The 12,694-nt window shown below is 65.5% G+C and carries 15 protein-coding genes and 2 pseudogenes; 12 read left to right on the top strand and 5 right to left on the bottom strand.

Annotated features, from left to right (window positions below):
- Positions 1 to 5: 5 nt before the first annotated feature.
- Positions 6 to 1,013 (bottom strand): MurR/RpiR family transcriptional regulator, encoded by a 1,008-nt coding sequence (locus KKY_RS12755; protein ID WP_014131778.1) that lies wholly within the window; start codon positions 1,011 to 1,013, stop codon positions 6 to 8.
- A gap of 110 nt (positions 1,014 to 1,123) precedes the next feature.
- Between KKY_RS12755 and KKY_RS12760 the strand changes: the two genes are divergently transcribed.
- The 6 genes from KKY_RS12760 to rbsK all read left to right on the top strand — a co-directional run bounded on the left by KKY_RS12760 (position 1,124) and on the right by rbsK (position 6,898).
- Positions 1,124 to 2,152: an ABC transporter substrate-binding protein gene (locus KKY_RS12760; RefSeq protein ID WP_014131779.1), complete on the top strand. Its 1,029-nt coding sequence runs from the start codon at positions 1,124 to 1,126 to the stop codon at positions 2,150 to 2,152.
- Between the two features lie 67 nt (positions 2,153 to 2,219).
- The gene (locus tag KKY_RS12765; protein ID WP_014131780.1) at positions 2,220 to 3,623 is read left to right on the top strand and encodes an amidohydrolase family protein; all 1,404 of its coding nucleotides are present in this window, start codon (positions 2,220 to 2,222) and stop codon (positions 3,621 to 3,623) included.
- A complete protein-coding gene (locus tag KKY_RS12770) occupies positions 3,620 to 4,411 on the top strand; it encodes an ABC transporter ATP-binding protein (RefSeq protein WP_014131781.1) in 792 nt (263 codons plus the stop codon). Before KKY_RS12765 ends, KKY_RS12770 begins: the two co-directional genes overlap by 4 nt.
- The gene (locus KKY_RS12775; protein WP_014131782.1) at positions 4,408 to 5,160 is read left to right on the top strand and encodes an ABC transporter permease; all 753 of its coding nucleotides are present in this window, start codon (positions 4,408 to 4,410) and stop codon (positions 5,158 to 5,160) included. Before KKY_RS12770 ends, KKY_RS12775 begins: the two co-directional genes overlap by 4 nt.
- Before the next feature lie 230 nt (positions 5,161 to 5,390).
- Positions 5,391 to 5,948, top strand: coding sequence for an ABC transporter permease (locus KKY_RS12780; RefSeq protein WP_420864534.1), 558 nt, complete (start codon positions 5,391 to 5,393; stop codon positions 5,946 to 5,948).
- A gap of 17 nt (positions 5,949 to 5,965) precedes the next feature.
- Complete coding sequence (gene rbsK, locus KKY_RS12785; protein ID WP_014131784.1) at positions 5,966 to 6,898, top strand: ribokinase; 933 nt, start codon at positions 5,966 to 5,968, stop codon at positions 6,896 to 6,898.
- Here the strand turns inward: rbsK and KKY_RS12790 are convergent.
- Both KKY_RS12790 and KKY_RS20325 read right to left on the bottom strand, forming a co-directional pair.
- Entirely contained in the window at positions 6,895 to 7,422 is a 528-nt protein-coding gene (locus tag KKY_RS12790; RefSeq protein ID WP_014131785.1) for a GntR family transcriptional regulator, read from the bottom strand. The genes rbsK and KKY_RS12790 overlap by 4 nt on opposite strands.
- Before the next feature lie 19 nt (positions 7,423 to 7,441).
- A pseudogene (locus tag KKY_RS20325) lies at positions 7,442 to 7,591 on the bottom strand (IS21 family transposase); the annotation flags it as partial.
- Between the two features lie 395 nt (positions 7,592 to 7,986).
- On the opposite strand from KKY_RS20325, the gene KKY_RS12795 reads away from it, so the two are divergent.
- The 6 genes and pseudogenes from KKY_RS12795 to KKY_RS20055 all read left to right on the top strand — a co-directional run.
- On the top strand, positions 7,987 to 8,226 hold the full coding sequence (locus KKY_RS12795; RefSeq protein WP_014131787.1) for an ABC transporter permease subunit: 240 nt from the start codon (positions 7,987 to 7,989) through the stop codon (positions 8,224 to 8,226).
- A 5-nt stretch (positions 8,227 to 8,231) separates the two neighbouring features.
- Positions 8,232 to 8,411 carry a hypothetical protein gene (locus KKY_RS12800; RefSeq protein ID WP_014131788.1) on the top strand — a complete coding sequence of 60 codons (180 nt, stop codon included), beginning with the start codon at positions 8,232 to 8,234 and terminating at the stop codon, positions 8,409 to 8,411.
- A 56-nt stretch (positions 8,412 to 8,467) separates the two neighbouring features.
- Positions 8,468 to 8,791 (top strand): ATP-binding cassette domain-containing protein, encoded by a 324-nt coding sequence (locus KKY_RS12805; RefSeq protein ID WP_014131789.1) that lies wholly within the window; start codon positions 8,468 to 8,470, stop codon positions 8,789 to 8,791.
- Positions 8,792 to 8,854: 63 nt separating this feature from the next.
- Positions 8,855 to 9,118, top strand: a complete 264-nt coding sequence (locus KKY_RS12810) for a hypothetical protein (protein ID WP_014131790.1) — start codon at positions 8,855 to 8,857, stop codon at positions 9,116 to 9,118.
- A gap of 2 nt (positions 9,119 to 9,120) precedes the next feature.
- Positions 9,121 to 9,399, top strand: coding sequence for a hypothetical protein (locus KKY_RS20330; protein WP_139305145.1), 279 nt, complete (start codon positions 9,121 to 9,123; stop codon positions 9,397 to 9,399).
- A gap of 1 nt (position 9,400) precedes the next feature.
- A pseudogene (locus tag KKY_RS20055) lies at positions 9,401 to 9,630 on the top strand (type IV secretion system protein); the annotation flags it as partial.
- Here KKY_RS20055 and KKY_RS12815 read toward each other — a convergent pair.
- Positions 9,628 to 11,181: an acetolactate synthase large subunit gene (locus tag KKY_RS12815; RefSeq protein ID WP_014131792.1), complete on the bottom strand. Its 1,554-nt coding sequence runs from the start codon at positions 11,179 to 11,181 to the stop codon at positions 9,628 to 9,630. The pseudogene KKY_RS20055 and the gene KKY_RS12815 overlap by 3 nt on opposite strands.
- A gap of 55 nt (positions 11,182 to 11,236) precedes the next feature.
- Positions 11,237 to 12,694, bottom strand: coding sequence for an NAD-dependent succinate-semialdehyde dehydrogenase (locus tag KKY_RS12820; RefSeq protein ID WP_014131793.1), 1,458 nt, complete (start codon positions 12,692 to 12,694; stop codon positions 11,237 to 11,239).

The following is a 12,694-nucleotide window of genomic DNA, read 5'->3' on the forward strand; positions in this document are numbered from 1 at the left end:
ATCGCCTATTTCGGCGTCTTCTTGAGCTTGCGGACGGGCACGGGGCGGCGTCCGGGGGCGAGGGGTGATTTCGGCTTCGTGGCGGCGGGCTTGGTGGCGCGCGGCTTGCGCTGGCCGGGATGCTCGGGCTCGAACCAGGGGAGCGCGAAGCTTGCGAACTGCTGCTCGATCTCGACCGAGCGCGGCGAACGGTGCGCGACGGCGCCCACCAGCCCTTCGAGAAGCGCGAGCACGCTGGCGTTCGAGGTCGAGGCGAGCTGGCGCTCGGCACGGGCGTAGAGGACGGTCTCGGTCAGCGCAGCGATGGGGGAAGCGGGGCCGTCGGTTATGGCGATCAGCGGCACGCCGCGATCCTTGACGAAGCGGGAGAGCTCGACCGCATCGCGGAAATAGCGCGGGAAGGCGATGGTGATGACGAGGTCGGCCGGCCCGTAGCGAAAGAGCTGGCGGCTCGCCCCGAAGGCGCCATCGGCGCTCGACAGGCTGCGGACATTGGGACGGTAGCGCCCGAGCCCGCTGGCGAGAAGCCCCGCGAGATGAGCCGAATTGTCGATGCCCACGACATAGATGCGCTCGGCCCGGAGGATGAGGTCGACCGCCTCGGTGCAGGTTTCGGGGCGCAGAATCTGGCGCGTCGCCTCGAGATTGGCGAGGTCCAGGCTGATGGAGGCGGCAATGATCTCGGCGCTGGTCGACTGGCGGGAGATCTCGTTCTTGAGTTTTTCGACCGGAGCAAAAGCCGAGGAAAAGCCGCTGATGAGCTCGGCGCGGAACTCGGCATAGCCCTTGAAGCCGATGGCGCGCGCGAAGCGGTTGGCGGTGGCGACCGAAACCCCGACGCTCTGGACCGCCCCATGGATCGAGGTGCGCGCGACCTCGACCGGCTCGGCCAGCACATAGTCGGCGAACGCCCTCAGCGCCCCGCTGAACTGGGGATAGGCGCGCGATATCCGCTCGGAAATGGTGCCCGAGACGCTCCCGCTTTCGGCGGGCCGGGCATGAAGGGACGTCATCGACTCTTTCTCCGTTGATACATTTGTAACATGTGCTAGAGTTTTGTGTAACAGAAGTTTCTGTTGGGGCTTTGGTGCCCGTCCGCGTGACGGGCCGGAAGGAAGGGACCATGACACAAAACCTGCTGATTTCTCGCCGTCACTTCGTCGCCGGGGCCGGTGCGGCCCTCGGCATGATGCCGTTTTTCGGTTCAGGCGCCTTCGCGCAGGAGCGGACGAGCATCACCACCGCCTTCGGCTGGGTGCCGAACGTGCAGTATGCGGGCCACTGGGTCGCGCTCGAGAACGGGTATTTCGCCGAGGAGGGGATCGACGCCGAGCACCTGCCGGGCGGCCCGAACGCGCCGCAATCGTTGGTGACCCTCGCAACGGGCAATGCCCAGGTTGCGCACGGCCAGTGGCTGCCGCTGCTCGACGCGCGGGCGCGCGGCAATGATTTCGTGATGATCGGGGCAAACTTCCCGGTCAATCCGGCGGGCGTCATCTCGCTGCCGGGCCGGCCGATCCGGCAGCCAAGTGACCTCGTGGGCGCACGGATCCTCGCTCAGGTCGAATCGGACCGCCAGATCATCGAGACCATCTTTGCGCTCAACGGGCTCGAGGACGACTACACCTTCGTGCCGTCGGGCTTCTCGCCCGAGCCGCTGATTGCGGGCGATGGCGACGTCTACATGGCTTTCGTCACCAACCAGCCGATCACGCTCGAGCAGATGGGCATGGTTGCGGGCGAGGACTTCATCGTCACGCTGCTGGCCGACCTCGGCTATGTGCAGCCGGGCGTCATCTTCGTCACCGAGCGGGCAACGCTCGAAAGCCGTCGCGACGAACTGGTGCGCTATCTGCGGGCGCTGCTGCGCGGCTGGCAGACCAATGCCGAGGATCCCGAATATGCGGCCCGGCTCGTCGTCGAGAAATACGGCGCCGATCTCGGGCTCGACCTCAACCAGCAGATCCGGCAGAACGAGCTGCAGATCCCCTATGTCGAGGCGCCGGACGGCAGGGGTATGTTCTGGCTCGACGAGGCCATGGTGACGGGCCCGATGTACGACGTCGCCCGTGCCCAGGAGCGCGAGCTGCCCGCTTCGCTCGAGGACATCTACGACATGAGCCTGCTCGCCGAGGCCCAGGCGAGCCTCTAAGGCCCCTCGACCGGGGCGTTCAACCGCCCCGGTCCTTCCTATCGACGCAATTTTCCGAGGACCATCAGTGACCGATCCCGCCAACGCCGCCCCAGAACCCGTCGACATTCTCGTTACCGGGTGCGACGTCGTCACCCTCGACGATGCGGGCACGATTATCAGGAACGGCGCCATCGCCATCAAGGGCGGCCGGATCGTCTGGATGGGCAAGGCGGACGATGCGACGGGCCGGTTTACTCCCGAAACGCGGGTCGATGGCAGCGACCGGATCGCCATGCCCGGGCTGATCGACGGGCACATGCATACCGCCCAGCAATTGCTGCGCGGCAAGATCTTCGAGATGCAGCGCAAGCGCGCGCTCAAGATTCCGATCTGGAAGAATTATTACCTCCCCTTCGAGGGCATGCTGACGCCCGAGGATGTCGAGCTCTCCGGGCTCGTCGCCTATACCAACATGATCAGCGTGGGGACGACCTGCTTTGCCGAAGCCGGCGGACCGCATCCGGACGCGATGGGCGAGGCGGCACTCGAGGTCGGCATTCGCGGCTTCATCGCGCTCTCGACGGTCGACCAGACCTCGGGGATCGGCGCGACGGTGCCCTCCTCGATGATGATGAACACAGAGCAGGCCTATGACCGGAACGTGGAGCTGGTTAATCGCTGGGCGGGGCAGGACCGGGTGAAGGCGTGGCTGGGGCTGCGCCAGATCATCGTCTGTTCGCCCGAGCTCATCAAATCCATGTCGGCGGCGGCGCACGAGCTCGACGTCAAGATCCATACGCACCTTTGCGAAGGGGCCTATGAGATCGACTATGCGCTCGAGCATTTCGGCAAGCGCCCGACCGAATATCTCGCCGATCTGGGGGTGCTCGACCATCATCTCCATTGCGCGCATTCGGTGCTGCTCTCGCCCGACGAGGTCGACCTCTACGTCAAGCACCGGCCCTCGGCCTGCCATTGCGGGTTCAACAATTATTCGATCGGGGCGCCGCGGCTGCTCGAGATGTGGCGCAAGGGCATCGATATCGGGCTCGGCACGGACGGGGCGGCGGCCTGGGGACCGCTCGACATCTTCCAGGTGGCGCATGTGACGCGCATCGGCCAGCAGGCGCTGGCGGGGACGCCCTGGCACATGCGGACGGCCATTTCGAGCGAGGAACTGCTAGCCATCGCCACCCGCGGCGGCGCGCGGGCGCTGGGGCTCGCCGACGAACTGGGCAGCCTCGAAACCGGCAAGCGGGCCGACATCCTCCTCGTCGATACGACCCAGATGGACCAGCAGCCCATCCTCGATCCGCTGTTTGCGGTCTCGAGCACGGTGGTGGGGCGCGACGTGCGCAGCGTCATCGTCGATGGCAAGCTCGTGATGAAGGAACGCGAATTCCTCACCGTCGACATCGACGCGATCAAGGCACGGCTTGCCGCGCGCGGGCCCGAACTCATGGCGCGCTTCGAGGCGCTGGTTGCATGACAGACAGAACGGCCGCACCGGCCATCGACTTCCGGGGCGTCACCAAGAGCTTCCGCCTGCCGGACGGCAAGACGCTGACGGCCCTGACCGATACGAGCCTGTCGGTGGGGAAGGGCGAGTTCGTCGCGCTGCTCGGCCCCAGCGGCTGCGGCAAGAGCACGCTCCTGCGGCTCGTCGCCGGGCTCGAAGCGCCGAGCTCGGGCGCAGTTGCGGTCGAGGGGCGGGCGCCTGCGGAGCTGGTGAAGGCGCACCGGCTCGGCATCGCTTTTCAGGAGCATGCGCTGCTGCCCTGGCTGACGGTGCGCCAGAATATCGAGCTGCCCTTCCGCATTGCCGGACGGCCGGTGGTGCGCGAGCGGGTGCAGGGGCTGATCAATCTCGTGGGGCTCGCAGGCTTCGAGGCGGCGCGGCCCAAGCAGCTTTCAGGCGGCATGCGCCAGCGCGTGGCGATCGCGCGCTCGCTCGTGCTCGAGCCTGAAATCCTGCTGCTCGACGAACCCTTCGGGGCGCTCGACGCGGTGACGCGCCGGCAGATGAATGTGGAGCTCCAGCGCATCTGGTCCGAAAGCCGGATCTCGACGCTGCTCGTCACCCATGCGGTGGAGGAGGCGCTGTTCCTCGCCGACCGGGTGATCGTGCTCAGCGGGCGGCCGGGCAAAGTGGTGCGCACGCTCGAAGTGCCGTTTGACCGCCCGCGGCATCCTGACGTGATGCGGACAGCCCAGTTCCACGAACTGGTGGACGAGCTGACCGAAACGCTTCACCCCACGGACGGAGCGGGCCATTGAGCGGGGAGCGGACCCAATCGCTGCTGCTCGGCGCACTGGGGGTCGCGCTGCTGCTCGGCGCTTGGGAGGTGATCGGGCAGAACCGGCTCGTGGGCATGACCTGGCCGCCCTTTTCGAGCGTCATGGCGTTTCTCTTCGATCCCTCTCGCCAGGCGCTCTTTTCGCGCGCGCTGACGGCCACGCTCGGCTCGGCCGGGCTCGGCTATCTGATCGGGGGGCTCGCGGGCCTGGCCTTCGCGATGCTCGGGCAGATCCTGCCGGTGCTGCGCCCCGGCACGGACCGGGCGACGGCGGTGATCCACGCCATTCCCTCGATTGCGCTCGCGCCGATCTTCATCGTGCTTTTGAGCCGCGAGGCGGCGCCGACGGCGCTGGCCGCGCTCAACGCCTTCTTCGTCTTCTATGTCGCGGGCGCCTCGGGGTTCGCGTCTTCGAGCCAGACCCAGCGCGACCTGATGGCAGCGCTCGGCGCTTCGGGCACCAAGCGCTTCTTCCATGTCGACCTGCCGGCGGCTTTTCCCGGCATCGTCAGCGGCATGAAGCTCGCCGTGCCGGCCGCGCTGATCGGGGCGATCATCGGGGAATGGTTCGGCGCGCCGCGCGGGCTCGGCATTCTCATCGTCAACGCCATGCAGAACTTCCAGATCCCGCTGCTCTGGAGCGTCGTGGTGCTGGCGGCAACGACATCGCTCGTGCTCTTTTCGGCAATGACCCTTCTCGAACGCATCGTGCACGAGCGCTACAGATGAGCCAGTCCGCAACCGCCAACGGGCCCGCGCGGCCCTCGCTCGCCGCCCGGATCGGGCGGACGCTCCTCAATTTCTGGGGCATCGCGCTCATCCTCGTGCTCTGGGAGGCGCTGGTCGTCCTCAACGATTTCAACGTGATCGTCATGCCCCGGCCCTGGGCGGTGTTCGCCGACATCTGGGCCAATCCCGGACTGTACCTCCAGAACTTCATGCAGACCGCGTGGGTGGCGATGAGCGGGCTGGTGCTCGGGATGATCGCCGGCACGACCATCGCGGTGCTTGCCTGGTCCTCGCGCATCCTCAACGGGCTCCTGACCCCGATCGGGCTCATCTTCTCCTCGATCCCGGTGGTGGCCATGATCCCGGTTCTGGCGCGGATGCTGGGCTATGGCACCGAGACCGTGCTGGCGATCGTCGCCATCCTCTCCTTCTTCCCGTTCTTCGTCTTCACCGGTTCGGGGCTGAAGCTGCTGCCGGCGGGGAGCGCTGACCTGTTCTCGGTGTTCGGCGCCAAAAAGCACCAGCGGCTCTTTCATCTGGCGCTGCCCTCGGCGCTGCCGAACTGGACGGTGGCGCTGCGCCTTGCGAGCGCCAACGCCATTCTCGGGGCCATGGTCGCCGAATTCCTGATGGGTACGAGCGGGCTGGGGCAGATGCTGCATGCGGCGAGCCAGGCCTTCAACACAGAGCGGGCGCTCGGGGCCAGCGTCTGCGCGACAATCGGGTCGGTGACGCTCTTCGTGCTCGTCGTCTCGCTCGAGGCGCGCGTGCGCGAGCGCTGGACCTGAGCCGGGAGCAGAGGGACATGGTTGGGCGGATCGTCGTCATCGGCAGCAACATGATCGATCTCGTGACCTATGCGCGGCGCATGCCGGAGCGGGGCGAGACGCTGGAGGCCGAACGCTTCCAGAGCGGGTTCGGCGGCAAGGGCGCCAACCAGGCGGTGGCGGCGGCGCTGCTGGGTTCGGAGGTCGCGATGATCGGGCGGGTGGGCGATGATGATTTCGCCACCGGCACGCTCGCCAATTTTGTCCGGCACGGGATCGATGCGACCCATGTGGCGCGGGTGCCGGGGGTGGCGAGCGGGGTCGCGCCGATCCTCGTCGAGCCGGGCGGGGAGAACCGCATCCTCATCGCGCCGGGCGCGAATGCGCATCTGCTGCCCGAGGATCTCCTGCCGGCGCGCGGGCTCGTCGAAGGCGCAGCGCTTGCGATCTTCCAGCTCGAGATCCGCACCGCGACGGTGCTCGCCGGTCTCGAAATGGCGCGGAAGGCCGGGGTTGCGACGCTGCTGAACCCGGCGCCCGCGCCGGACGGTCCGCTGCCCGAGGGCATGCTCGGGCTCGTCGACCACCTCGTGCTCAACCAGAGCGAACTCGCCATTCTCTCGGGCCTTGCGCCCGACGCCGAGATCGACGTGATCGATGCGGCCAACGGGCTGCTGGCGCGCGGGGTCGGGCGGGTGGTGGTGACGCTGGGCGCGCGCGGGGCGCGGCTCGTCGGGCCCGAAGGCGTCGCGGTGATCGCCCCGGTGCCGGTCACGGCGCTCGACACGACGGGGGCGGGCGACGCGTTCATCGGGGCCTTCGCCCATTTCCTCGTTTCGGGCAGTTCGCTCGAAACGGCGCTTGCGGCGGCGAGTCGGTATGCCGCGCTTTCGGTGACGCGGCCGGGAACGCAATCGTCCTATGCGGACAGAGCGAGCTTTGCGCGGTTTTCGGCAGGCGCGGCGGGCTAGCGGCGGCTTTTGGCGCGGGGGAGGGGCGCGGCGCCCTCGGTAAAGACGTGGCCGTCGGCCATGCGCTTCAACAGCCGGTCGCGCGCGGCGGTCACATGGTTGAAGACGGCCCGGCCGGCACCCTCCGCATCGTGCCGCTCGAAGGCGCGGACGATGTCCTCATGCTCGGCGATGACCGTGTCGTAGACAGAAGGGATGTAGCCCCCGAGGCTGTCGCCGACCGTGCGCACGACGCGCGTGCGCCCCTCGAGGATCATCTCGGCCTGCCGGTTGCCGGCGAGCCGGTAGATGCGGTTGTGGAAATGCACGTTCTCATGGGTCGCGACCATCGAATTGCCCGAGCGGATGAGCGCGCACAGATCGGTGTGGATGGTGCGCAGATCGGCGATGTCGGCATCGGTCGCGCGCTCGACGGCGCGGGTGGCGAGCATGGATTCGATGCCGACGCGGATGTCGTAGATGTTGCGGATGTAGTCCTCGGTCAGGGCCTCGATCTCGAAGCCGCGATGCGCGAGCGAGATCAATATGCCTTCGCCGACGCTCTCTTTGGTAGGAAAATGCCGTCTCGCCCGAGCGCAAAACCTTGCGCACCGTATTCCGCGAAACGTGCAGCTCTCGAACGATCTCCTTGATCGTCTTGCCCTGCACAAAATGGGCACGCCGTATACGCGCGATCGTATCCACGCCCTTCATCCCCCAACCACCTATCCTCACCAAAGGAAAGGCAGTCTGTTCTTACCTCAACACAGGGGGTCAATATTGGATGCCGATCACCCCCAAATCGGGGTCAATATTCCACGCCGAATGACACCCAGAGCCTGCGCAAGCTCATAGATCGTCACAAGGATGGGGTTTCGGCGGCCACGTTCCAAGTCGGAGACATAATGCTGTGAAACCCGAGATGTCGGCGAGCTGTTCTTGGGCGAGGCCCCGTTCATGACGGACACGGGCGACGTTTCGGCCGGGTTGGGCCGCGTTTCGCGGGGTATGTGCTGACGTGTAACGACCGCCGTTATTGGCGTCGTTATTGACGCCAGCAATGAGAGCGACGGGGATTTCATGCGCTATGAGGTGATGAAGGGGGTTGAGTGCTGGCGATCTTTCATGGTGCGGAGATCGGCTACGCCATCGTCGTAATGTTCATCACGTTCCCCCTCATGGCGGTGGGGCTGCGAGATGGGCTCAGAAGCGCCGATAAGGATCTGGCGGAGGCCGCGCAATTCTATCGGCTGCGGCCGCTGCGCTACATCCGGCACGTCCTGTTGCCCTTCATCGCGCCGTTCATTTTTCGGCCCTGCGTAATGCGCATGCGCTCGCCTGAAAGGTGATGGTCGTGGCCGAAATTTTCGGGGCGGCGCGGATCGGGTTCGGCGCCCAGTTCGATCACGCCTGGGAATACATGCAGATGGTGCAGGTGCACCTCTGGCTGCTGGTGTTCATGGCGATCGTGCTGGTGGTGGAATACGGCGTGCTGCGTGTGGCCGAGCGGCGTGTGTTCCGCAGGCGCGCCTGAACTCAAAGACAGTTAAAAACGACTAGGGTTCATCATGACCGGCAAGAAAAGAGACAGTGCTCAAGGTCGAAGGTCTGGGCGTGAGCTGTGGGGGCACGCCGGCGATCGAAAGCCTCGATTTCGAGATCAAGTGTGGCGAGTTCGTCGCGATCCTCGGGCCGTCGGGCTGCGGGAGATCCTCGATGCTCAACGTGATTTCGGGGCTGTTGCCGCAGACGCAGGGGTTGGTCGAGGTCCACAATCTGCCGCTTTACAATCCTGGCCGGGCGGCGCCGAAACTCGGTTATATGTTTCAGCCGCATCGGCTTTTGCCGTTGCGGACGGTCAAGCAGAACCTCGAACTGGTGCTGGCAGCGGCGGACGTGCCAAAGGACGAGTAGGAGGGCAACATCGACCGCCTTCTCGATATCCTGCATATCCGGCAGTTCAAGGACTCCTGGCCGTTGCAGCTTTCGGGCATTCGAGCGCTGACCGGGGCGACGATCGTTTTCGTGACGCACTCGATCCGCGCGGCGGTCTGTCTCGCCGACAGGATCATCATCCTGACGCGCGGGCCTTCGACCGTCTTTGAAAACTACAATGTGCCGATCACGCGGCCACGGACCTTTGAGGATCCCATGATCGGAGAGGTTGAGGCCGATATCGTGCGGCGCGTGGAAGGCGCTTGGGAACTCGAGCCCCCCGTCAAGCCGCGCGAGGTGGCGTGACCATGGCGCTCTCCACTCCATTGCAGGGCGCGGTGCTGACACAGCGCAAGAATGCCGACACGGATCTCCATATGCCGGTTCTCGACGTCATCTGGCCGTCGCGAGCCTTTTTTGCCATCTGGACGTTACTCTCGATCACCGTCTGCCCCTGGGTGCCGACACCCGATGCTGTTGGCCCCAGCACCAGCCACAGTTTGGTTCAGCGAGATCAGTCCCGATGGTTGAAGATCACCAGCATTAACATTATCGGACCCGGCAGAATAGGTTGTGCTAAGCAATGAGCTACTCGGCAACGTGATCTCGTCCGGCATCAAGGTGCTGGTGCTCGCCGTCATCATTGGCATTCGTTCGACCCTGTTTCTCGCAGTTCACCACCGGCCTCGGCGGCGCCACGCCGACGATCGATGAAGCCATGGCCGTGGTGCTCGTGCCTGTCGCTGCTCGGCCTCGGCATCTTCGGACCGGGCATCGCCAACGGCATTGTGGGCGCACCAAGGTGCCCCCAAGGATCACCCTATGATGGCCTCGATGAGGAAAGGGCCCGTCCGGCCATTGGCGTGCGTAATCGCTGCGACCAGATCCTCGCCGGTGGTCACGGCCTTTGCTTCGACCCCCATGCCTTTTGCAAGGCCGATCCAATCAATCGCGGGCGCGTCGAGGGAAAGCAAGCGACGCGCCGATCCTCTGACCTCGCCCTGCACCCCGACCGATTTTAGCTCTGCGTCAAGGATCCCGTACCGCCGGTTCGAAACAATGACGGTCGTGACGTCGGCATTTTCGCGCGCCTGCGACCAGAGCCCCTGCAGCGTGTACATTGCGCTGCCGTCGCCTTCCATATTGATAACGCGACGGTCCGGACAGGCGATTGCGGCCCCAAGGGACACGGGAATGCCGCACCCGAGTGCGCCGCCCGTCAATTGAAGATAGTCGTGGGGCACCGCCCCTTGCGAAAGTGGGAAAAAATTCCGGCCTGCCGAAATCGACTCATCGACGATGATGGCGTTTTCGGGCATGGCGGCCGCGACGGAAACTAACATGGTGTCCGCGGTCAGTGCGCCGCTAGGGCCTTCGATCTCGCGCAGCGCTTCGCGGATCACCTCGCCTCGTCCGGCACCAACCGCGTCCGCCAGGCATTCAATCGCCTCGGCGGTTGCCCCGAAATCCTCGCACAACCCCAGAACCTGCGCCGTATCATCCTGCATCTGCCGCGGCTTGCCGGGATAGGCGAACATCGCGGAGGGCATGTTCGTACCGGCGAGAATGATGGTGTCGATCCCCTCAAAGAGTGCGCGCGCCGGATCGATAAGGGCAGGCAGGCGCGGCATGGACACGCGGCCCGCGCCACGCTCGAGCCGTCCGACTCCGTAGGGGGTTGCCAGCTTTGCGCCCGTTTTTGCCGCAATGCGCGCTAGTTGGTCCATTGGGCCCGCGCGCAGGGCCTGGCCGGCGGCAATGATTATGCTGCGCCCGGCCCCGGCAAGCATGCGCGCGGCCCGCTCAATCGTATCGGGGTCGATCCCTGTCGTCCCGAGGGGAACGGAGCGCTGTGAAGGCACGGCCGCGCCATCCGTCCAGGCCGTATCGGCCGGCAGGATCAGTGTCGCGACCTGCCCGCCTCTCGCGTGCGCAGCCGCGATCGCGCGCGCCGCATCGGAGGCGACCTTTTCGGCCGATTGCGAGACGTGCACCCAATCCGACATCGGCGCGGCGATGGCTTGAATATCGCTCGACAGTGCCGAATTGGCCCCCTGATACCAGCTTGCATGCTCGCCGACGATATTGAGCACGGGCGCGCCGGAACGGCGGGCATTATGCAGATTGGCGAGACCGTTCGACAGCCCGAACCCAAGATGCAGGAGCGTCGCGGCCGGCGCGTCGCTCATGCGTCCATACCCGTCCGCAGCCCCGGTCGCGACGCCCTCGAATAGGCAAAGCACGTTGCGAAGCGAGGGGTAGGCGTTTGTGGCAGCAACGAAATGCATTTCGGACGTGCCAGGATTGGCAAAGCAGGTCGTGACGCCATTGGCGATCAGGCTCTGGATCAGTGCCTCAGCTCCATTCATTTTCATGCTCCTCCCAGAGGGGATGCCGCGCCCATGATGCCCGGCCTCGAAAGGCTCACGTAACGGTTTGTTCGGAAATAAACTTGGTATGCAGATAGGCATCGAAAGTTTCCACACCCCCTTCGCTGCCGAGGCCGCTGTCCTTGACACCCCCCAGGGGGGTTTCGGGCAGGGCGAGCCCAAAATGATTGATGGTGACCATGCCCGCTTCAAGCCGCGTGCTGATCGTATGCGCCCGCTCCAGCGAGCGGGTGAAGGCATAGGACGCGAGCCCGTAGGGCACCGAATTGGCCCGACCCAACACCTCGTCGATCGTCGAAAAGCTCGTCACCGGCACGACGGGCCCGAACGGCTCCTCGCGCATAACGGTCGCCTCGTCGGCAACGCCCGTAAGCACGGTCGGAGGAAAGAACGATCCCGGTCCCTCGGGCCGGTGGCCGCCCGTCATCACCCGCGCCCCGCGATCGAGCGCATCCTCGACAATCGCGATCATCGCCTCCACCCGCCGCTCGTGGGCGAGCGGCCCCATGATCGTTCCCTCATCCAGTCCATCACCAAGCGTCCGGCTCGCATACGCCGCAACGAAGAGCTCGGAGAACGCGTCGATCACGCCCTCCTGTACGAAGAACCGGCTCGGCGACATGCAGACCTGCCCAGCATTGAGCCCCTTGTAGCCGGCAAGAAGCGTCGCCGCTCTTTCGATGTCGGCATCGTCGCATACGATGACCGGCGAATGTCCGCCGAGCTCCATCGTCACTCGCTTCATGTGAGCGCCGGCGAGTGCTGCAAGGTGCTTGCCCACCGCAACCGAGCCCGTGAAGGAGACCTTTCGCACGATTGGAGAGCGGATCAGATAATCGGAGATCTCGGACGGCACGCCCCATACGATGTTGAGAACGCCCGGCGGCAGCCCGGCCTCCTCGAACATTTCGGCGACCGCGACCATGCAACTCGGCGCCTCCTCGGCGGGCTTGAGGATAAGCGTGCACCCGGCTCCGAGCGCGGCGCAGATCTTGCGCAGCCCCTGGTTGAGCGGAAAATTCCAGGGCGAGAACGCCGCGCACACCCCGATAGGCTGGCGTATCACCGTCTGGCGGACCGACGCGGACCGCGCAGGGATGACCCGACCGTAAATACGGCGGCACTCCTCGGCGTGCCATTCGAGATGGTCGGCCGCACCGGAAACTTCGATGCAGGCTTCGGCCAGCGGCTTACCCTGATCCCGAGTGATGTTGAGCGCAAGGGTTTCAGCGCGCTCGCGCACCATCCCAGCCACCTTTCGCAGGATGGCAGCCCGGCCCGTCGGGCTACTCCAGCGCCAGGATTCGAACGCTGCCGCCGCTGCCGCAAGGGCGCAGTCGAGATCCCCTATGGTGGCGTGCGGCAACGTGCCTAGCGGCATACCATTGGCGGGATTGATCACCGTCTGCCCGTCGCGGCTATCGGCACCGATGAATTGGCCGCCGATATACATCGAAAGCGCGGGATAGACCTGGACCGCCTCGTTTCTCAT

Source organism: Pelagibacterium halotolerans B2 (assembly GCF_000230555.1).
Lineage (GTDB): Bacteria > Pseudomonadota > Alphaproteobacteria > Rhizobiales > Devosiaceae > Pelagibacterium > Pelagibacterium halotolerans.